The following is a 19,501-nucleotide window of genomic DNA, read 5'->3' on the forward strand; positions in this document are numbered from 1 at the left end:
ATCCAAAAATTTCCGTTCATTTTTTTGCGTACCCTTTATTCATCCGTTTCTGCTCTTCTTTGATGAATTCTTTTGTATCAACAGGATTTAGGTTATTTAGTCCGCCAAAACCTGTATCGACCATTTTTCCCCAACCTTTTGTCTTCTTTTTACCTGATTTGAAATTCCTTGCTCGAAGCTTCTCACTATGTTTTGCTCGCCGATACTTCAAATAACCTTCTAGCCTTCCCATTAGATCCACTGTTTTTCCTCCTTTTTATTCAAACAGACGACTCAGCTTTTCCTATAACAAAATAATTGCCTTCAGGGTCCGAAAAATTGAAAGTCAAGACGCCATTGTTGTCTGTGATTTCTCCAGGTTCGTCCATGTTCTCGTAGATAGTTTCAAATTCATCCGTAAAAAAGACTAAAGAAGGTGGCGGTCCCAATACTTCTGGTGAAAACTTCTGCACAAATACTTTTGGAAATACACCTAATTCTAATTCTTTTGAGATACTCAGTACAATACTCTTAAATTCTTCTGGCAATTCGATCGTTTCTGAAATTTCTGCACCAATTTTTTCTACAAAGAATCGGCAAATCATCTCTACGTCATTGACATAAAGCATCACACGTGTTTTTTGTATCATCGTTTGACCCTTCTTTCTAGTTGATTTTCTTACCTGTCTATAAACTGATTCCATTATATCACGAAAGCGCGAACACCTTGTGTTTGATCCTATTCAAGAAAAATAAAGCAATAGTTTCTAGACTTGATGTACTCCATTAATTTTTTTACAAAAAAAGAACGGCAATAAATGCCGCTCTTCTTTTTTCGATTTTTTTATAATTCTGCTTCTGATTCAGCTTTGGTTAGTGTGTGTCTGACACTAGACACGCCAAATGTTTGATCGATTTTTTCCTTCAACGCTTCGATTGCCTGTGCGCCACGTGCTGCTTGTTCAGCATTGATGGATTCAATGACCAGCACCGCTGCTTGCGTTTCTTCCGTCAGCATCGTTCTTTGGGCTTCACGCCAGTTGAGACAGCGACAGATTGCTCCTTGTTCATCATAGTAGATGATTTCTTCCGGAAGTGCCGGAGCATCGGAATCTGCACCTAAAGGCAGGAATGATTCGCCACCTTGGGCTTTTCCTAGATGCAGATTTCCTGAAATCTTTTCGATATCTTCTCCGCCACAAGGTACGCCAAAAGACAAGGAAATACTATTATAAATATCTACAAGCGGGTTGATTGGGAAAAATTCCCGTTCTTGATTTGCACGTTTCAGTAAAGCTTCAATAGAAGAACGTGCACCTTTTTTAGTCTTGAATGTGGTAAAAGCCTGACGCCACTGAGCAATGACTTCGTTTTGGCTGAATGTTTCTTCTGTAAGGTAATTTCTTGCTTCTTTTGCCGCGCTATTCAATAATTGATGATACGTTTCTTCAGTTTCTTCTGTTACGTGATTATCGATACCACTCGCGGATAAGATTTCGATGGTTGCTTCAGGAAATACTTCCCAAAAATTGGCATCCACTATTACTTTTTTCATATGTTTACACCTCTTGATTAGAATAATTCCTTGATGAATAGATCGTCTGTTTGGGGATCATCTCCCATATAAAAAATATGTTCACTGTACTTGGTAAATCCTCTTTTGCGATAGAAAGCGAGCGCAACATCGTTGTGTTCCCACACACCGAGCCAAATGGCTGTTTTTTGCTTTTCTTTTGCTTTTTTGATAGCTGTATCTAGTAAAAATGTACCAATACCTTGATGTTTAAATTTTTTTCGTACATAGATTCGCTCGATTTCTAAAAAATGATCATCCATTTCCTCAGATTGACTCGTTCCTATATTTAGTTTCAGGTAACCCGCAGGCTCTTGATCGATACTTACTAGTAAAAAATCAGTTTCTTTCTCTTTTAGCTCTTCTGTAAGTTTTTCTGGCGCATAAGCTTGTCTCAAGTAAGCAGCTAGATGCTCCGGCGAATTATCTTTTCCAAATGTATCTGTAAATGTTTCGATACTGATTTGTTGTAGTAAGTCTACATCTGAAGGCGTCATTTTTCGAATTTCGTATTTATTCACGGCTTCTTCCTTTCAATAGATCCTTTTATTACCTTTTTTGACAAAATTCCAATCTTCGCTAATATTCTTGCATACTTTCTTTAAAAGATATTCCAATTGTTTCGCTTCCTCGTCAGACAGACCATTTAATGCGACTGCATTAGAGTAGTTGTTTTCTCGGATGATGAAAGGATAGATTTCTGCTCCTTTTTTAGTCGGATAGAGTTTCTTGATTTTTTTATTTTCTTTATCTTCCAAACGTTCGATCATCCCATTGGATTCTAATTTCTTGATTGCTCGTGCAGTCGTTGTACGATCTACTTTGATCATTTCTGCTAGTTTTTCTTGGATGATTCCTGGATTTTCGCAAATACGTACTAAATAAAGATACTGCCCTCTTGTTAAATCAACTTCTTTGAATTCGATATTGCTGATAGAATCCAGCGCTCGGGCAATCATTCCGATGTCTCGAAGAATTTCAGCCATTTCACCCCACCTTTATTTTGTTTGTAAGACTAGTTTACCTCTTTTTGTTGCAAATGCAACTATTTTTTAATAAAAGAACGAGTTCTTTTTAGAGAACTCGCAGAGTAAATAGCTTTCTTCTTTTACGAAAAAACTCAATCGCAATAAAGCTGGTTTTTGTTTTCTAAAATGAGCAACTGCTTCTTTGTTGTTCGTTTTTCTGATAGCTTTGGCAACTCTTCTATGCTAAAAAAACCCATGTCGGAAGTTTCGTTGTTCTCAATAAATTTTGCATCTTCATCGTGGATCGTACAAGCAAAAACAAGCTTATAATACTGAAAAAGCTGCGGAATATCTTTTTGTTTATTCGTATCAAAAACCGCTCGCAGCTGTGTAGATTCTACTGTTAAACCCGTTTCTTCATAGACTTCTTTCCGCACGTTTTCTTCAGGAGATAAACCTATTTCGGCAAATCCGCCTGGCAGTGACCATTCTTTCGTCCGTTTATCTTCGATTAGTAGGATCTTGCCGTCTTTTTTGATATAGGCACGAACATCAACTTTTGGTGTGGGATGACCTTCTTCAATAACTGTAAGTGCTTTTATTTCTTCGAAAGCTTCTTTTCCTATTTCACTGATCAATTCCAATGAGATCGTCCGAATCTCCTCAAATCGTTCTTTATCGAATACATCTTTTCCATAATACAGACCAGCTTGAGAAAGTGCGAGTAGTCTTTTGTATTGAGCCAACTTGTTATTCATTCTCTTCCCTTCTTTTCATCGAATGTATGACTATGTAATCAAGTATAGAAGACTGACCTAATTACGGCAAATAAACACAAGGAAATCGGCAATAAATAAAAGAATATTAAAAAAACATTTTAGAACAAAAAGACATTCGACTCCTCTGTGCTGTGAATAACCGATGTTCAAAAGCTTGCATCTGCGGTAATAAGCCCAACCAAACGAAAAATAGGAGGAGCTATTTTTGTTTGGCTGTTCTTATTACTTGATGCAGGACAGCTTTTTCACAACCTCAAGAGAAGAGCCGCCTGTCTTTATTACCTGTCACTATCAAACCATTTCTTCGTTACTTATTGTCATTGATTTCTTTTTCTAATTTATCCAATAATGGAGTGTAATCCACTTGAGTATAGTCTGTTACATCAAATTCATATAGTGTTCCTAACTGGAATTCATCATATTTTCGGTCAGTGATGATCTTTTTGAATGCTTCTTTCGTAATATGGTTCGTCCCTTTCGATCGATCTTCCAATATGTCGCCATAGTGATAATGATCCATGATATAGCTCAAATGACGATCTGGTTCACGATCACGTTTGTACCGACGTTGCCATAACACTTCAAAATCTGCTGTCAGGCGAATCGTGATCACCTGATATCCGTATCTTTCTGCTAATTCTTGGAGTCGAGTTTTTTGCTTATCACTAAAAGGATACTCGGACACAATCACTTTCTTTCCTGCTTCCATATACAGATCAAGTGCTTTGTAATAGAAAGGATAAACTTTCGTCCTTTCTTGTTCCGCCCGTTCTTCCAAGTTGTTAAAACCGATGGATTCTGCATAATATTCCTTGATTTCATCGAGCGTGATGGCATACATATCTGGAAATCGTTCCCGTAGTTTATTCATAAGATATGTTTTTCCTGTACCAGGACTACCAGCTAGAAGAATGAAATACTTTTTCATCTCATTTGTTTCCTAAGTTAATTGGACTTTCCAAGTTCATAAACAGTCCAATCTTATGCTTGACGATTTCTTTTACTGCTTCATTTGCTGGAATCACATTATGGCGAAGAGACTTGTTGATTTCTGTTTCACTAAAGGTTCCTTTAGCCACTTTTGTCCAGTTGACTAAAAGCTCCGTTCCAACATTGAATTTGCGGATCCCGTTATTAATCAATTCAGGATAATCTTCTTCTTTCACACCTGTTCCGCCATGGATAACGAGGGGGACATCGACTACTGCATCGATTTCTTTCAGCAAGGGAATGTTCACTTCTGTTTTTGATTTGAATTGTCCATGATTCGTACCAATAGCAATAGCTAATGCATCCACACCTGTAGCTTCTACAAATTTCACTGCATCTTCCGGTCTTGTATATACCTTGTCATTTTCAGCGACATGGATTCCTTCTTCTGTACCGCCGATCGTTCCAAGTTCTCCTTCTACGGAAACACCGTGTGCATGGGCATATTCTACTACTGCTTTCGTTTTCAAGATATTTTCTTTGAAAGGCAGATGGGACCCGTCATACATGACAGAAGTATATCCGCTATCGATTGCTTCTTTGATATCATCAAAGTCTCGGGCGTGGTCTAAGTGCAAGACTGCATCAACCATTTCTTCTTCTGCAATAGCTGTCATTACATTGACTAACACATGCATGCCGATATATTTTGCGGTGTCGACACTTGTTTGAATAATGATCGGCGAGCCCATTTCTTTTGCTGCGCCTAGCATGGCAGGAAGCATTTCTAGGTTATGTGTATTAAAAGCTCCAACTGTAAAATTCAATTCTTCTGCTGTTTTTGTTACTTCTTTCAATGTTGTATACATCTTTTATTGCCACCTTATCTTTTTATTTATTTCCTTTGATCGTTACTTGTTTTGCAATTTGTCGCATCTCATCCATTTTGCCCATGTAGTAATCGATTCCTTGATCATCCCCAGCACGAGCAGCATCTGCACGCTTCTGGTTATAGAGGCTCATCAGTTTTTTATACCCATCTCCGATCGTCTGTTTATTTTCCAAGCTCTTTTCTAAATATTGGATGGCTTGATCGTTCTCATACAATTCAGAAAATTTAAGACCAATTTGTTCATAAAGTTCCGCTAATTCGTGCTTCTCTTGGGTCGTTGAAATCTCTTGATTTAATTGTGTAATCTCTGATTGAATCTTTTCGATCGCTTCTGGCGAGAGGATTTTTTCCTCTTTTATCGATCTTTTTTTTGGTTCATTTTCTTTTTTCTTAAAAAATCCGAACATCATTTTCCCTACTTTCAATTAAAATGCTTTCAAAATTGGGCTTAAAATCCAGGCATATAAGAGTGCGGCGGCTACTGTATCTACATCGGTTGCTGTAGCATTGATGAACCCCATCGAATTAAAGATCGTTACTAGCAAAGCAGGCAATAATGTAATAAAGAAGCCATGAGCAATACCGCCAATGATCGCTCCTCGACGTCCGCCAACTGCGTTACCAAATATCCCCGCTGTTCCTCCGGCAAAGAAATTCGTTAGCATACCTGGTAAAATCATCGCTAAGCCGAACATCGGCAAAGTGAACATGGCAATAATCGTACCGATCGTTGTCGTAATGAAACCTAAAATAACAGCATTTGGGCTGTAGGGAAAGAAAACTGGACAATCTAAGGCAGGAATCGCATCAGGAACTAATTTCATAGCTATCCCTCGAAATGCCGGCACGATTTCACCTAACAGTAGACGTACACCAGCTAGCAATACATACACACCCACTACGAATTGGATGGCTTGTAAAAAGGCAAACATGATATAGTTTTGATCTCCTGATAATTCAGAAGCGAATGGTTCACCTGCAAATAAAACAGTGATGATATATAGTGGAACCATCACGACCATGACAGACAGATAAGTATCTTGCAAAAACTCGAAATGTGTAGGCAGCTTGATATCTTCGATCGATTTTTTATTTTCGCCTTTCTCACCAAAAAGTTTAGCCACACCGGCTTCAAATAAGTACCCAATCGTACAAAAATGCCCTAAAGCAATATCATTTGATCCTGTGATTTTACGAATGATTGGTTGTGCTACTGCCGGCATAGCAATGGCGAAACAAGCTCCGATAAAACCACCGACTAAGATCAATACGATTCCTCGCAGACCGGCGAAATAACCAAAGACTGTCGTCATCGTCGCCATCCATAAAATGGCTTGACCAGTTAGAAAAATGTACTTCCATTTTGTGAACCGAGCTAAAAGAATATTGAATACAAAAATGGCTAAGAACGTCAGCGCAATATCTCTGCCTAAACCTAAATCATTCATTGCTTGACCATTGATAGATTCAATCGAAGGGATGATCCCTTGCATATGGAATCCTTCAGTAAAAATTTTCCCGAAATAAGTTAAACTCCCAACGATGATACTCGAACCAGCACTCAACACTTGGAATCCTAGGAGTGTCTTTAACGTGCCAGAAATGACTTGTCCTGCTGATTTCTTCTGCAGCAGTAGACCCAACATAGCAATCAATGCAATGGTGATCGATGCCTGAGTCAAAATATTTTCGATGATAAAATTGATAACGCCCATGTTTTTATCCTCTTTTCTTTTTTATTTAGATAACTCCCTTATCTTGTAAAACTGGGGTGATTTTTTCTTCAATTTCATTTTTCGAGACAATATTTTTCAAATAGATCATCGCTGTTTTAGGATCGACTGAGAATTTTTCGAACTGCGAGCGAAAATTTTCTGCTGTGATGATCACATCTGGTTTCATGGACACTGCAGAAGAAATATCACAATGGTCCAGTTTGGCTTCTACTCCTAATTTGTTCAAAACATCCTCAGCAGACATCTGTGCTGCAAAACTACTTCCTAAACCTGCGCCGCATACGAATAAAATGTTCAATTTGTTCATCTTTGTTCTCCCCCGTATCATTTATTATTTCTCAACTACTGAAAAAGCAGTTGTTTGAAATCTTCCACATTGGTGCATTCGATCAATCGATCCAACTTCTCTTCGTTGTTGATCAGTTCGATCAGTTCTTTCATGATGTTCAGATGCGAGTAGGAATCTACTGCTGCTAAACAAAAAATGATCTTTACTGGATCCATTTCAGGATTACCGAAATCGATTGGTTGCTCAATCGTAGCTACGCTGACTCCTAACTTATTGACCCCATCTTCTGGTCGAGCATGGGCTAGCGCCATGTGTTTACCAATCACGATATATGGCCCGTATTCATTCACTGCACGAATCATCGCTTCGACATAGCGTTCTTCAACAATGTTTTCTTTGACCAATGGTTTAGCAGCTCGTTCAATCGATTCCTCCCAAGTAACGGCTTTTTCTTTAATTATGATATTGCTGTCCGTCAAAATATCTTTTAACATAGGCTGGACCTCCCTTTTGTTGATTTCTAAATTGTTTGTTTCGAATAATTTTTCCAACTTGCCATAGATGATGCGGTCCACTCGGCCACCACTTTCTTCCATGACACCGATTATTTGAGTGAATAACTGCGTCGATTCATGACTGTTAGGTTTTAACCGCTGCAGTTCTTCATTTCTTTTCAAAAAATCTTCTATAACTAAAATATTCGTCTCAGTCAGAATTGGATCGACAACTAAAAGCGGCTTGTTTCGATAATTCAATTGAAAGGTGCTGAAAACCAAATCGACATCCAGTTTATCCACTAATTCGATTTCTTTTGAACTTAAAACTGCAGTAATCTCAATCTGAGGAAATTTTTCTTTCAGATTTTCTGCTAACAGATTCCCGGTAGCCATGCCGTGATTACAGACAACAACTGATTGATAAACATAATTCAGGTCTCGCTTGATCACACTGGCAATCGTCGAAAAGTGGATGACAAGAAAAGCTATCTCGTCCTCCAGTATCTTGCCGCCAATTACTTCTTCGATCGTAGGAACAAAATGAGTGACTGCGCGGTGGATTGGAAAATAATTTGTTCGGATGTTTTCTTTCAATGGATTCATGACTTGGATAGCATGCTTGATTCTTATGATCAGTGCAGCCATGTGTTTATAGAGATTTTCGAATAAAGCTTCTTCTTTTAGATGAAAAGGTATGTGTGTCTCGTTCTCTACAAATTGGATCAATTGGATCGTTAGTAGTTGAGCTTGTACCCACTCAATCGAATTGGAGATATCTCTAGCATTGAACGTCTCGATAGTGAAACGAAGATAATTTCTTTCTACTTGTGGGACATTGTTCAACTGAAATTCCGTGATCATGTAGTCGATAAATGCAGAGAAGCTGCTGTCTTTTATTTCTGTATTTTTCCAATTAATGGAGGAGATGAATTCATGTTTCCTGATTCGCTGGATCCAGATCAATGTAAAAAGCAGAATTTGCTTTTTATAAATATCATCCTCTTGTTTTAACAACTTATTGGAATAGATCTCCTCTATTTTTTTGATTTCCACCAAAGGAAAATAATGGAAAAAGATTTTTTGAGCCGGTGTTAGTTGCGCGTCTTGATTCATAAAGAAGTCGGTCATCCCCAGATTCTGATTGATAAAATCATAGATCATCGTACGGATAGATCGTTCTGAACCTTTATAAACCAGTCCCTGCTTTCCATAACTGACGATCTCGATTCCATAACTGACCAGTGTTGCTCGTAATCGTCGCATATCTTCATCTAACGTACTTTTAGAGATTTGAAATTCTTCTTCTTTTTTGTTTAGATGGATCGGGTTTCGGCTGTAAGCAATGGCTAAAACTAAATCAAAAATACGTTCCCGCCGATTCAAAAAGCCGTCTTTCACCTCTTTTATTTCAGTTTCTAATCGAACTTGCTTGTCATTCTCCAGTTTCAACAAAAAACCTTTGTTGCGAATTGTTCTGATTTCCGGAAGCTTTTTACTGCTCAACCAGATATTCGCTTCAAGAACTTCCTGTCGGATCGTCCGCTGACTGACATGGAAATCAGCTGCTAGATGTTCCGCTTTTACTGGATATTGGGCTGTCATGATTCTGTGAAGTATTTCAATTGTTCTTGTTTTCATAGAAATGATCTCCTTCTGATTCCAAGTATATGATTCCGCTTACATAATAAAAAGTAGATATTTCTGCCACTTGAAGTGGAAAGAAAGTAAGCATAGCAAACAAAAAATAAGCCGTATGCTTTTTCAACTTCTCAACGAAAAAGACATACGCCTATTATTACAAAAATTTTGCCCATCTATACAAAAAAGAGGTCATGAAAAAGCTGTCCTGCATCAAGTAATGAGAACAGCCAAACAAAAATAGTACTTCCTATTTTTCATTTGGTTGGGCTTATTATCGTAGATGCAAGCTTTTGAATACCATTTAGTGGAGAGGTTGTGACAGAGATGTTCAGCCTTGAGCGACAAGAAGCGATTTTGAAAAATAGCTTCCCATATTTTACAAAATCGTGCCTTATTGCCGATAGGCTATCTCTGGAACACCGTTTATTCAGAAAAAGGAGCTACGACAAAATTTTTGTCACAGTTCCGTTCATAAGTATTTTCTGTCAATCCAGCATAATCGGCTGGATAAAATCTGCTTGCCATCTTTTTTCTTTCTCAGAAAAATCAAAATACCATATCTGAGAAAAATACTGTCGTTGTGTCTTACTTCCTGAGATCACTCGCCCATCTTTTCGATCGACTGAATAATCACAGCATCTGAAATCAATTCGGATGGCAAAACTATTTTCGTGGATCTGTCGATAATTCCCTACTTCCTGAATAGTTATTTTTTTAGTATGATTTCTTACACCGTCTGCTTTGTTTTTTTGCAGAACTTTCTGATGTTCGGCAAACAGCTTGTCTGTATAACAGCTTCTGGCTTTTTCAGGAGTTTCTTCTTCCCAAGCAGATTGGATCTTCATGAATATCTTTTGGATTTCCAGAAACTGTGCTTTCTTTTCTTTAGCCGTTCCTGACATGCGGGACAATATCTCCGCTTTCAGCCTTTTCTTTTGTCTTTTATTCTTGACGATAGAAAAAGCAGAAACCCCTCCTACTGACAAAACAGCTAATGCAAGAAATCCCGTTTGCTCATAACTAGAAGGACCTGTACTTGGACCATAATACCCATAAGAATCTCTGCCGTAAGAACGACTGCTAAAATAACTGCCCCCATATGAACGACCGCCAAATGAACCTCTGCCCGAACTTCGACCGCTAGATGTACCTCCACCATGACCACCCGCGATAGCGAATCCTTGGGTCGGCAGAGCAAACAAACATAGGCCCACTAACAAAATGATTGCTAAATAATTGATTTTTTTCATTGCCTTCCTCGTTATCTTTTATTACAAAAAACTATTGTTATCATAGCCTTGCTAAAAGGAAGAGTCAATAACCAGATGCATAAACTGTTTTTTTAGCAGTTTTGTCTTAATTTAATCATTAAGTGACATCGGACAGGCATAGGTGTTGGCAGTCCATATTTCCTCTATCTTCAGCATGAACAAGCTGGCAGACAAAAGATCTGCGCTTCCTCCAGGAGAGATTTGGTTTTCCTGACAAAAGTGCAACAGTGCTATAAATGGATGATTTGGTAAAGCACTTTGACTAGCAGCATGAGCAAGTTTCTGCATTTCCACTAACGTTTTCTGATCACTGCGATGCAAGACACAGGTGTCATCTAAGGAACTCATCAAAACTAACAACATATGCATTTGTTTCTGTACATCAGAATCATTATCTATCTCCTTAGCAGCTTGGATTGCAAGCCTGATATGCGGATAACCCAACACTGCTTCTTCATATGCACCATTTACGCCGTATTTTTGCTTCACCGTATGCCCATGAGTGTTTTTTTTATGACGATATTTTGTATCAGGAAAAGCAGCAAGTTTACTGACATCATCAAGTATTTTGGATAAAGAAAAAGGCTGTTCCATACTGATTTTTTGTGCAGTCACACTGGTCAATAGCCCCATTGCCCAAATCGCTCCTTTATGGGTATTGATGCCATCTGTAGCAATCAACATTGCCTTTTCCGCTTTCCGTCCAATCTCAGCAATCTTTTCTCTTAACTCTTGATCGATAGCATGTTGCCATGCTATTTGAGCCATTTCTTCAAAAAAAGGAGTCAGCGTCTTCGCAGACTTAAGAAATAAAGCATAGTCCATATCGGAATGTGCACCCGCATCCAGTGCATCCACTAATCCAGGTTTTGGGCTTAATGTTACTTCTGCGATCAATGCTTCCTCTACCAACGCAGCGAGTTGCTGAGTCACTGCTTTTTTTCGTTCGTCATTTATCATGACACTCACTCCTTCTTTCTATTACTTGTTGAACCCTTTTTTGATGGCTACCCAAATGATGTGAAGCAACCAGCTTAAAGCAAATGCACAACTTGCCGTCATTAGATACGCTACAAGAATCATGAATCCTGAAGGTAACTGCAGCCAACTATCTTTAAATAATAACAACAGTACTTGGAAAACAAAGACATTTGCTAAATACGTACGGTAAGCATAAACAGACAACCATTTGAACAATGGTAATTTTGGCGAATCGTTTACAATCATTTTTGAAGCGCCCATGAAGACAGCAAAGATGATGACTAAACTGTACAAACTTTGGATCGTATTCAAGTAAGGCGCATTCGCAAAGCTCAAGTCTCCTGGATGTGCGAGCAATGAACGGACAGAAAAGAACGCGATAACTAAGCCAACAGGTAAGAAAAGATAACGTACTCTGTCCAAATATTGATAGACTTTTTCGTGATAAACAAATGCGGCTACCCCATAAATCCCGTAAATCATGAAACTAGCAACAAACCGATCTAACAAGTACCAGCTGTCATGATAAGGACCAGTCAATACTTGTGTTTGATAGAACAGATACCATGCAACATATAAAATCGTTGAACCAATCAATACTGGCCATACATATTTTTTATTAGCAAATACTTTGTAACCGAGCCAAACAAAAAACGGCATGAACAATTGGATCTGCAGCATCATCACGGTATACCATAAATGAGGCGCTCCATCACCTGTGACATATTTCAGTAAAAAGCTTGCAGTATCCGTATACGGAGTTTGTTGTTGGACTGCTGGGAATAGCCAAAGATAAGCCGTCGTCCATAGAAGATACGGAACGACTAGTTCAAAAAACTTTTCTTTCAAAAATTCCCAATAAGACAAATGCTGACTTGTTTTTACCATATTATAGACAATTGCAAAAATAAACATTGGTGCTGTGTATTTAACGATGACGTAAAAGGTACCAAGAAAAGCTGTATTTGTTGCGCTGTGGCTGTTTGCCAAAGCAAAGCTCAATATCGTTTGCATCATAACAGCCGTTACAGCTGATACTTTCTGGAAGTCACTTACGTTGATTTTGATTTTTTTGTTTTCAAACATCGCTTTCTCTCACTTTTAGTTTATTACCAAATCTCTTTGGTTAGTTTTGGCCCTGTTGTTGTTTTCAACAGGAGTTTTTTCTCTGGTGTCCGCAAGTATTCTTTTAGCGAAAATCCGCCTTTTGATGTAATGACTTGGGTATCGAATTGCTCAAAAAAAGCAGGATGCGATTGAATTGCCTGAATTGGCAATTCAATCGGTGAATCTGCGTACAGCAGCAAATCAAAATCGCTGGTTTCTTTTACTGCCGGAATCCCAGTTGATAATTCAAATCCTAAGCTGCCGCCGATCCCCCATTTGCACCCTGATAATATGTTTCTAGCCGCATGAAATTGCTGATAAACAGGAAAGGAGGCAACTTCCTTTTCTCGAAAAGATTCTCGATCAATGATTGTCCATGGATAGATCACTTTTTGAACAGAGTCACTTGGAATCTCAAGAGCCAAGCGCTGATTTCGTGCCGTACCTCGCAGACCAATCGGCAACCCCCCCCGATCAGCAGGTTCAGCACGCCGAACGACACCATACACTTGTTGAGAAAGCTTCAACCATCCTGGCAACTCTTTCTTGATTTCCTTTTTATCAAAAAGAACAATATCATGTGCTTGAATCATTTTTTATGCATCCCATTCTTCGTCCATTTTGGCACGGACTTTATTTGTTTCGACACGTCCGAATGTTTTGGCTGTTTCATTCGTGTATCGATTTGTCAGCATCGTATCATTTGTATTGCGGACATCTTGAATGGCTTCATTGATTGCTTCGATGACTTTGCTGACATTTTGTTCTGAAGCAGCTTGGTCGGTGATATCTTCTAGGAAATGATAGATTGCTCCTAGTTTTGTATAATTATTGATATCGTAAGCGATAGCTGGAACTTTTTCAGCAGCTGCTTCGATTTCAGCAACCGAACGTTTTGTCACACGTGCAGCACTTTCTTTAGACATCGCTTGGACAGTGATTTCTTTATTATTTAAAGCAATCAAGCGGCTTGATTGTAATCCATGTGCTAAAAACGCACCTGAAATAGCATTTCCTGCAATCAATCCAATAACTGGATGTCCAGCTTGACGGAGTTTTGCATAAGCAGCAGCACTATTAGCCAAAGCCACATGGATACCGATCAATTCTTCGTTATAACCGTATGCTTGGCTTGGTACATCGATCACAACGACGATTGGCCGTTTCACTTTTTTATCTTTATCTTCTTCGTAAACATGAGTTAAAATTTGTCCCATGCGGAAACCTTCAACTAAACCAACTTCACCGTTTCGTACACGGTACATCGGATTTTTAGGATCAGGTACGATCGATGTCACGATGGCTTCTTCTATGAATTTACTTGATTTACCATAATACACAGTACTAATAGAAGAAGTTGGATTTTTCATGCCAGTTAGTGCCGCAAACCAATCGTAACCAACACTTGTTGCAGCTGGTTCATTTCCTTCTGCTACTTCTGGTAAGTCCATTGATTTTGCTTGATGGTTAGCAATTGCTTCATTGTAATCGTCAATGCTCATTGGTTTTGAAAGATCCAAAGAATCAAGTAATGATAAATAAAATGCTGAGCTTTCACTGCGATGCGTGTCTTTTCGTTCGTCCATTGCTGCGATGACAGCAGCTTTGATTGCTTCTACACTATCAGTCACTAGTTCATCAATGATTTTTGATTCTACCCGTTGACGAGATCCTAATGTATTCCAAATCAAGTCTTTGTCACTAGAATCAAATTCTCGAACACCTGCTTCTTGCTCAATAACTTCTGGACCATTCAAACCGACTCTCGCTTTTTTTGTTGCGATTAAATAACTCATCAATGCTGAAGTAATCGACATACCGCCAAATGATCCTACACGTCCTGGGATCAAACCGATGACTGGTACATATTGTTTCAAAGCAATGATTACATTTCCGATTTCTGAAATAGATAACAGTCCGTAGTTCGCTTCTTGCAGACGAACACCGCCTGTATCTAGTACGATGACTGGAAAAATTTCATTTCCTTTTTTGTTTTCTTCTAATACATGTTCGAGTGCAGCAACGATTTTTGCACCGGAAACTTCACCGATACCGCCACCTTGGAATTTTCCTTCCATAGCGATTACTACTGCTTGTTTGCCATTGATCGTGCCACGGCTGACAACAATCCCGTCATCACTTTCAGGGACGATTCCTTGTGCCGGCAAACTTGGCGCGATGATTTGATCGAATGGATCAATCAATTCACGTCCATTGTCAAGTAGAGCGTTCACTCGTTCTCTGGCGTTTAATTCTACAAAACTATTTTTCATCTGAAAGTTCCTCCATTGCTTGCGTCAATCGTAGGTACACAACTCCTGGTGTAGCACCGAAGTCATTGATCACGATATCTGCTGAAATTGGATAACGATCAAAAAATCTCGTTAATACGTTGTTCCATACTTCGCCGAAGCCATCGCTTCCTGTACAGATTTTTACAGTAGATTCTTTTTTTTCTGTTGGAAACATCAAGATTTCCAAATCACCTGAACCGACCACTCCTACATGGATTTTCTTATTGATCGGCTGTTTCGTTGGATATTTATAAGCTAATTGTTCCATGGATCTCTCCCCTTTTTGTAAAACAGAGCATACACGTTCTGCTTATTCGTCTTTCTTCTTCCACCTGGGTAAATGGCGACAAAAGGTTTTTCTCGCCAATTTTATGACCAAGTTCTGAATTTCATTGGCGGCTCATACAGGCCATCTGACCATTCGATCAAATCATCGATGGTTTGTGCAGCTAATAATGAACGTTTCGCTTCACTACGTTTGATGCCTAGATCTTCTGGCAATTTCACGATGCCGGCATCGCGCAAACGGTCTAGTGATTCTTTCGTACTTGTCATTCCAAGAGGTGTAACACCGCCGATTGCTGCAATTGCTGCTTGGCGTTCTTCTTTTGTTTTTGCTTTGTACAAATAAGCAATTCCTTCTTCTGTCACGATATGTGTGGTGTCTTCGCTATAGATCATCACTGGTGCATTGGCTAAGCCTGCTTGTTTTTGAACAGCTAGTGCATCTAATTCTTCGACAAAGACTGGTTTTTTATTTGAACCATATGTTTCCACCATTTGAACAACTAATTTTTGTCCTTTCCCTAATGGATCATCATTGTTGCGAAGTGATTGCCATGCTGGTGTAGAATGACGACGACCGCCAGGATTATGTCCCATGTTAGGCGCACCGCCAAAGCCAGATAGACGTCCTTTTGTTACGGTCGAAGAATTTCCTTCATAGTCTAGTTGCAAGGTTGAACCGATAAACATATCGATGGCATATTGTCCTGCAGCTTGTGATAATGTTCGGTTACTACGCATCGTGCCGTCTTTTCCGACAAAGAATACATCTGGACGAGCAGCAATATATTTTTCCATACCGACTTCGCCACCGAAACTATGGATGCTTTCAACCCAACCTGATTCGATAGCTGGAATCATCGTTGGATGTGGGTTCAATACCCAGTTCTTCGCGATTTTCCCTTTCAACCCTAGTGATTCGCCATAAGTTGGCAATAACAATTCGATAGCTGCTGTATTGAATCCAATACCATGATTCAAAGATTGTACGCCGTGTTCTGCGTAGATTCCTTTGATTGCCATCATCGCCATTAGGATTTGCAATTCTGTGATGTTTTGAGGATCGCGCGTAAATAGTGCTTCTAATTGATAAGGTTGATCTGCTTTTACAACAACATCTACCCAGTCTCCAGGAATATCGACACGAGGAAGTTTATCAACGACTTCATTGACTTGAACGATCACGATACCATCTTTGAAAGCTGCGGCTTCGACGATTGTTGGTGTTTCTTCTGTATTGAAACCTGTATACAAGTTGCCGTCTTTGTCTGCTTTATCTGCAGCTACTAAAACGACATTTGGAATCAAATCGATGAATAAGCGTCCATAAAGTTCCAAATAAGTATGGATATCACCTAATTTCATTGTGCCGTCTTCAATCATTTGGGCGACACGCAAGCTTTGTGCACCTGCATAAGAAAAATCGATCTTACTTGCGATTCCTTTTTCAAAAATATTCAAATGTTCTGGTCGTGAGATACTAGACATAATCAAATGCAGATCATTCACTTTTTCTGCATCTACTTTTTCAAGACTTTCTGAAAGAAAACTTGCTTGTTTTTGATTGTCGCCTTCTAATACAACTTTGTCGCCGGGAGCAATCAGTTTTTCCATCACTTCTACGATTTTTTCAGTTTCTACATACTTGCCATTGAGCAAGTTGCTGATTTTTTCCAATCGCTGCGCTTTTTTTTCGCGTTTAGAAGCCCAGTTGCGGTTTGGTTTTTCCATAATTAGTCATCTCCATTTTTGATATAGAAACGTGGCGTCATCAATACCATGTTGGTCTAGATTGATCGTACGGATCCCTTTATCTACACCAAATTTTGTATGAATCAGCTTTGTCAAAGTATTGCCGGGGGGAAATTCAATCGTCAGATCCATTCCTAATTCTTTTGCCAAGTCCATCATTTGGTTCCATTGCACAGGGAAAGCTAGGTTTTCCAACAAATCTTTACGAATCTCTTCTGCGTCCTGAGTGGCTCTTCCATCCGTATTTTTTATATACAAACATCTAGCATCAGATAGATGGACAGACTGCATATACGGCTTGAATTTCTTGACCGTATCATTCATCAAGAGACAGTGAGATGGCACAGGAACTTTCAGCAGCTTCGCTGTTTGCGCTTGGTGCCGTTTGGCTTCTGCCAACGTAACGGATAAACCTTCGATACTCCCAGATAACGTATGTTGCATGGGACAATTTTCATTTGACAAATAAACTGGGTGGTCAGGATCAAATGTTTTTGCTACAATTTCCTCTGCTTCGCTTCTCGTCACACCTACTACTACGCCCATTGCATAACCGCTTGGATAAGCTTCTTTCATTAAGACTGCGCGGTGATAGACTAGTTCCGCTGCATTTTCAAATGTCAAAGATCGACAAGCAACAGCTGCACAAAAAGCACCGATCGAATGTCCTGCTACAACATCAGGCTGAATACCGTTTTTTTCCATTTCATCTAAATAAAATACTGCTTTTGTCAGTAATGCTAGCTGGATAAAAACCGTATCTTGATAGTTTTCTTCTTTATCAACTAACCGATACCCCGTCACATTTTCTAAACGTTCCATGTACATTTCAGGGATATCCGCTAACATCCCTAACTTCTGACTGCCTTGCCCAGGAAATAAGAAACCTGTACTCATGAGCCTCGCCTCCTTAGCACTTACTTTTTCCACTGCTATCTTAGTCAATTTCTGCTATAATAAAAAATGCCAAAAAAAGAAAAAACCATAACAAAAAGGTATGGATGGGATGGATAATTATGAAATTGCTTCATCTACAGTATTTTAAAAAAGTGTTCGAAACAAAAAATGTCACCCAAGCAGCCAAAGAATTATTTATTTCTCAACCTGCCTTGAGCCGTGCGATCAAACATTTGGAAAACGAATTAGGAGTCCCTTTGTTTTACCATAGCGGTAGAAACATTGAGACAACTGTTTATGCAGAAGAATTCTATCCATATGCAGTCAAAACATTAGACACATTAGAAGAAGGAATCAAATTATTGTCTTCGGTCAATGAGAAGATCGTTACTTCCGTCATTTTGTATTTAGAGGTAGCCTCTGTTTCTATTCCGAACTTGGTCCGAATTTTTATGGAAAAGCATCCTGATATCCAATTAACGATCATGCAACATCATTTACCAGATGATATTACCGACCCTGTACTTGTACATCACTTCGGAGATGAAGCCTGGCATGACCAATATTCCTATCATGAAAGAACCTGTTTATGTAGCCATTCCTAAGGAACATCCTCTTGCGAAAAAAGAACATCTGCAATTAGAAGATATCCAACGCACCCCCATCTTGATGCTGTCAAAGAGCAATGCCTTCCGTCATACACTGGATGCAGCACTTGAAGCGAAAAGTATCGAATTGACGATCAGTTCGACGACAGATGATCCTGCGACATTACGTTCTATTGTCAAGCAAGGCTTAGCTGTTAGCTTTTTCCCAAAAGTTTCTTGGTCTTACGATAAAAATGATCCTTTCGTCTTGCGGGAAATCAAAGATTTGCCCTTGACACGAACAATTTATTTATCTTCTAGCTTCACAGAAGATCATCCTTTGATCAAAATGATTGCAAAAACGATGCGAGAATTTTATTTAGGAAAATAAAAAGAAAAGAGCTGTGACAAAATTCTTGTCGCAGCTCTTTTTTTCGAACAAACGGTGTTCCAGAAGTAACTTCTTCAGAAATAAGCCCAAATTTCCCAAAAATTTGAGAAGCTATTTTCGTAAATTCCTTCTTATTTCTTGAAGCTAAACACTTCTGTCACAACCTCTTCTCTATTGTCCTATACATTCATTGCGTTGATTTGAAACTTTCATCAATCAAACCTGCTAGTTCATCTAGTTTTTCTATTTTACGTAGATCAACAGAGATCCAATGTTCTTTATTCATGTGATAGGCTGGAAAATACCCCTCTTTTCCTCGCAAAATACCGCCAAGTTCAGGATCGACCTTCAAATCAAGGATATCGATGATCCTATGGTCACTTGCATCATCATAGATTTTTTCTTCTGGAACAGACATCAGGACCCCAAACCATTTTTTGCTTTTTTGATGTCTGAATACGCAATAATCAGGGAATTTTTTAAAAATATATTCTGGAGACAAATTGTATGTTTCATCGATGTGATCGATTAGTTCTTTTTCCGTTAGCATCTGCTTCCATCTCTTTCTTATTGATTCTCTTTATTCAAACATACCACGTAAGAATAGAAAAATGAATACTGGTTGAAAGATCAGATGAAACTTGACCACCGT

The 19,501-nt window shown here is 38.9% G+C and carries 21 protein-coding genes and 1 pseudogene; 1 reads left to right on the forward strand and 21 read right to left on the reverse strand.

Annotation, left to right across the window (positions count from 1 at the left end; all coding sequences use genetic code 11):
• Positions 1 to 16 precede the first annotated feature (16 nt).
• The 20 genes from HMPREF2731_RS07275 to HMPREF2731_RS07370 all read right to left on the reverse strand — a co-directional run bounded on the left by HMPREF2731_RS07275 (position 17) and on the right by HMPREF2731_RS07370 (position 17,871).
• Positions 17 to 241: a hypothetical protein gene (locus HMPREF2731_RS07275; RefSeq protein ID WP_070872659.1), complete on the reverse strand. Its 225-nt coding sequence runs from the start codon at positions 239 to 241 to the stop codon at positions 17 to 19.
• A 19-nt stretch (positions 242 to 260) separates the two neighbouring features.
• Positions 261 to 683, reverse strand: coding sequence for a VOC family protein (locus HMPREF2731_RS07280; RefSeq protein ID WP_002316637.1), 423 nt, complete (start codon positions 681 to 683; stop codon positions 261 to 263).
• A gap of 140 nt (positions 684 to 823) precedes the next feature.
• Positions 824 to 1,534 (reverse strand): B3/B4 domain-containing protein, encoded by a 711-nt coding sequence (locus HMPREF2731_RS07285; RefSeq protein ID WP_002310678.1) that lies wholly within the window; start codon positions 1,532 to 1,534, stop codon positions 824 to 826.
• A gap of 17 nt (positions 1,535 to 1,551) precedes the next feature.
• Complete coding sequence (locus HMPREF2731_RS07290) at positions 1,552 to 2,049, reverse strand: GNAT family N-acetyltransferase (protein WP_002316636.1); 498 nt, start codon at positions 2,047 to 2,049, stop codon at positions 1,552 to 1,554.
• Positions 2,050 to 2,085: 36 nt separating this feature from the next.
• Positions 2,086 to 2,538, reverse strand: a complete 453-nt coding sequence (locus HMPREF2731_RS07295; protein ID WP_002310676.1) for a MarR family winged helix-turn-helix transcriptional regulator — start codon at positions 2,536 to 2,538, stop codon at positions 2,086 to 2,088.
• Positions 2,539 to 2,672: 134 nt separating this feature from the next.
• Positions 2,673 to 3,278, reverse strand: a complete 606-nt coding sequence (locus tag HMPREF2731_RS07300) for an NUDIX hydrolase (protein WP_002316635.1) — start codon at positions 3,276 to 3,278, stop codon at positions 2,673 to 2,675.
• Between the two features lie 328 nt (positions 3,279 to 3,606).
• Positions 3,607 to 4,227 carry a P-loop nucleotide/nucleoside kinase family protein gene (locus HMPREF2731_RS07305; protein ID WP_002312719.1) on the reverse strand — a complete coding sequence of 207 codons (621 nt, stop codon included), beginning with the start codon at positions 4,225 to 4,227 and terminating at the stop codon, positions 3,607 to 3,609.
• A gap of 1 nt (position 4,228) precedes the next feature.
• Positions 4,229 to 5,098 carry a class II fructose-bisphosphate aldolase gene (locus HMPREF2731_RS07310; RefSeq protein ID WP_002310673.1) on the reverse strand — a complete coding sequence of 290 codons (870 nt, stop codon included), beginning with the start codon at positions 5,096 to 5,098 and terminating at the stop codon, positions 4,229 to 4,231.
• A gap of 22 nt (positions 5,099 to 5,120) precedes the next feature.
• The gene (locus HMPREF2731_RS07315) at positions 5,121 to 5,528 is read right to left on the reverse strand and encodes a hypothetical protein (RefSeq protein ID WP_002330731.1); all 408 of its coding nucleotides are present in this window, start codon (positions 5,526 to 5,528) and stop codon (positions 5,121 to 5,123) included.
• Positions 5,529 to 5,546: 18 nt separating this feature from the next.
• Complete coding sequence (locus HMPREF2731_RS07320; RefSeq protein ID WP_002312716.1) at positions 5,547 to 6,836, reverse strand: PTS sugar transporter subunit IIC; 1,290 nt, start codon at positions 6,834 to 6,836, stop codon at positions 5,547 to 5,549.
• A 25-nt stretch (positions 6,837 to 6,861) separates the two neighbouring features.
• Positions 6,862 to 7,164, reverse strand: coding sequence for a PTS sugar transporter subunit IIB (locus tag HMPREF2731_RS07325; protein ID WP_002292534.1), 303 nt, complete (start codon positions 7,162 to 7,164; stop codon positions 6,862 to 6,864).
• Between the two features lie 35 nt (positions 7,165 to 7,199).
• Entirely contained in the window at positions 7,200 to 9,281 is a 2,082-nt protein-coding gene (locus tag HMPREF2731_RS07330) for a BglG family transcription antiterminator (RefSeq protein WP_070872660.1), read from the reverse strand.
• Positions 9,282 to 9,769: 488 nt separating this feature from the next.
• Positions 9,770 to 10,534 carry a TIM44-like domain-containing protein gene (locus HMPREF2731_RS07335; RefSeq protein WP_002310667.1) on the reverse strand — a complete coding sequence of 255 codons (765 nt, stop codon included), beginning with the start codon at positions 10,532 to 10,534 and terminating at the stop codon, positions 9,770 to 9,772.
• 111 nt (positions 10,535 to 10,645) lie between these two features.
• Complete coding sequence (gene mdcB / locus HMPREF2731_RS07340) at positions 10,646 to 11,515, reverse strand: triphosphoribosyl-dephospho-CoA synthase MdcB (protein WP_002314023.1); 870 nt, start codon at positions 11,513 to 11,515, stop codon at positions 10,646 to 10,648.
• 21 nt (positions 11,516 to 11,536) lie between these two features.
• Positions 11,537 to 12,622: an acyltransferase family protein gene (locus tag HMPREF2731_RS07345; protein WP_002314022.1), complete on the reverse strand. Its 1,086-nt coding sequence runs from the start codon at positions 12,620 to 12,622 to the stop codon at positions 11,537 to 11,539.
• Positions 12,623 to 12,645: 23 nt separating this feature from the next.
• Positions 12,646 to 13,236 (reverse strand): malonate decarboxylase holo-ACP synthase, encoded by a 591-nt coding sequence (locus tag HMPREF2731_RS07350; protein ID WP_002314021.1) that lies wholly within the window; start codon positions 13,234 to 13,236, stop codon positions 12,646 to 12,648.
• A 3-nt stretch (positions 13,237 to 13,239) separates the two neighbouring features.
• Positions 13,240 to 14,916, reverse strand: a complete 1,677-nt coding sequence (mdcD, locus tag HMPREF2731_RS07355) for a biotin-independent malonate decarboxylase subunit beta (protein ID WP_002314020.1) — start codon at positions 14,914 to 14,916, stop codon at positions 13,240 to 13,242.
• Positions 14,906 to 15,205: a malonate decarboxylase subunit delta gene (locus tag HMPREF2731_RS07360; RefSeq protein ID WP_002292523.1), complete on the reverse strand. Its 300-nt coding sequence runs from the start codon at positions 15,203 to 15,205 to the stop codon at positions 14,906 to 14,908. Before HMPREF2731_RS07360 ends, mdcD begins: the two co-directional genes overlap by 11 nt.
• Before the next feature lie 101 nt (positions 15,206 to 15,306).
• Positions 15,307 to 16,953, reverse strand: coding sequence for a malonate decarboxylase subunit alpha (gene mdcA, locus HMPREF2731_RS07365; RefSeq protein WP_002310660.1), 1,647 nt, complete (start codon positions 16,951 to 16,953; stop codon positions 15,307 to 15,309).
• A 6-nt stretch (positions 16,954 to 16,959) separates the two neighbouring features.
• Positions 16,960 to 17,871 (reverse strand): ACP S-malonyltransferase, encoded by a 912-nt coding sequence (locus HMPREF2731_RS07370; RefSeq protein ID WP_070872661.1) that lies wholly within the window; start codon positions 17,869 to 17,871, stop codon positions 16,960 to 16,962.
• Positions 17,872 to 17,990: 119 nt separating this feature from the next.
• Here HMPREF2731_RS07370 and HMPREF2731_RS07375 point away from each other — a divergent pair.
• A pseudogene (locus HMPREF2731_RS07375) lies at positions 17,991 to 18,849 on the forward strand (LysR family transcriptional regulator).
• A gap of 187 nt (positions 18,850 to 19,036) precedes the next feature.
• Here HMPREF2731_RS07375 and HMPREF2731_RS07380 read toward each other — a convergent pair.
• Positions 19,037 to 19,399, reverse strand: a complete 363-nt coding sequence (locus HMPREF2731_RS07380; RefSeq protein WP_002310656.1) for an MmcQ/YjbR family DNA-binding protein — start codon at positions 19,397 to 19,399, stop codon at positions 19,037 to 19,039.
• Between the last annotated feature and the right edge of the window lie 102 nt (positions 19,400 to 19,501).

The sequence above is a fragment of the Enterococcus sp. HMSC072F02 genome (genome assembly GCF_001837725.1).
GTDB classification, from domain to species: domain Bacteria; phylum Bacillota; class Bacilli; order Lactobacillales; family Enterococcaceae; genus Enterococcus_B; species Enterococcus_B lactis.

Excerpts from the sequence above, each read along its gene's own strand:
- HMPREF2731_RS07300 (WP_002316635.1), bottom strand. The coding sequence starts at position 3,278 with ATGAATAACAAGTTGGCTCAATACAAAAGACTACTCGCACTTTCTCAA.
- HMPREF2731_RS07305 (WP_002312719.1), bottom strand. The coding sequence starts at position 4,227 with ATGAAAAAGTATTTCATTCTTCTAGCTGGTAGTCCTGGTACAGGAAAA.
- HMPREF2731_RS07380 (WP_002310656.1), bottom strand. The coding sequence starts at position 19,399 with ATGCTAACGGAAAAAGAACTAATCGATCACATCGATGAAACATACAAT.
- HMPREF2731_RS07370 (WP_070872661.1), bottom strand. The coding sequence starts at position 17,871 with ATGAGTACAGGTTTCTTATTTCCTGGGCAAGGCAGTCAGAAGTTAGGG.
- HMPREF2731_RS07335 (WP_002310667.1), bottom strand. The coding sequence starts at position 10,534 with ATGAAAAAAATCAATTATTTAGCAATCATTTTGTTAGTGGGCCTATGT.
- HMPREF2731_RS07325 (WP_002292534.1), bottom strand. The coding sequence starts at position 7,164 with ATGAACAAATTGAACATTTTATTCGTATGCGGCGCAGGTTTAGGAAGT.
- HMPREF2731_RS07330 (WP_070872660.1), bottom strand. The coding sequence starts at position 9,281 with ATGAAAACAAGAACAATTGAAATACTTCACAGAATCATGACAGCCCAA.
- HMPREF2731_RS07295 (WP_002310676.1), bottom strand. The coding sequence starts at position 2,538 with ATGGCTGAAATTCTTCGAGACATCGGAATGATTGCCCGAGCGCTGGAT.
- HMPREF2731_RS07285 (WP_002310678.1), bottom strand. The coding sequence starts at position 1,534 with ATGAAAAAAGTAATAGTGGATGCCAATTTTTGGGAAGTATTTCCTGAA.
- mdcA (WP_002310660.1), bottom strand. The coding sequence starts at position 16,953 with ATGGAAAAACCAAACCGCAACTGGGCTTCTAAACGCGAAAAAAAAGCG.
- HMPREF2731_RS07320 (WP_002312716.1), bottom strand. The coding sequence starts at position 6,836 with ATGGGCGTTATCAATTTTATCATCGAAAATATTTTGACTCAGGCATCG.
- HMPREF2731_RS07315 (WP_002330731.1), bottom strand. The coding sequence starts at position 5,528 with ATGTTCGGATTTTTTAAGAAAAAAGAAAATGAACCAAAAAAAAGATCG.
- HMPREF2731_RS07360 (WP_002292523.1), bottom strand. The coding sequence starts at position 15,205 with ATGGAACAATTAGCTTATAAATATCCAACGAAACAGCCGATCAATAAG.
- HMPREF2731_RS07290 (WP_002316636.1), bottom strand. The coding sequence starts at position 2,049 with ATGACGCCTTCAGATGTAGACTTACTACAACAAATCAGTATCGAAACA.
- HMPREF2731_RS07345 (WP_002314022.1), bottom strand. The coding sequence starts at position 12,622 with ATGTTTGAAAACAAAAAAATCAAAATCAACGTAAGTGACTTCCAGAAA.
- HMPREF2731_RS07350 (WP_002314021.1), bottom strand. The coding sequence starts at position 13,236 with ATGATTCAAGCACATGATATTGTTCTTTTTGATAAAAAGGAAATCAAG.
- HMPREF2731_RS07280 (WP_002316637.1), bottom strand. The coding sequence starts at position 683 with ATGGAATCAGTTTATAGACAGGTAAGAAAATCAACTAGAAAGAAGGGT.
- HMPREF2731_RS07310 (WP_002310673.1), bottom strand. The coding sequence starts at position 5,098 with ATGTATACAACATTGAAAGAAGTAACAAAAACAGCAGAAGAATTGAAT.
- mdcD (WP_002314020.1), bottom strand. The coding sequence starts at position 14,916 with ATGAAAAATAGTTTTGTAGAATTAAACGCCAGAGAACGAGTGAACGCT.
- mdcB (WP_002314023.1), bottom strand. The coding sequence starts at position 11,515 with ATGATAAATGACGAACGAAAAAAAGCAGTGACTCAGCAACTCGCTGCG.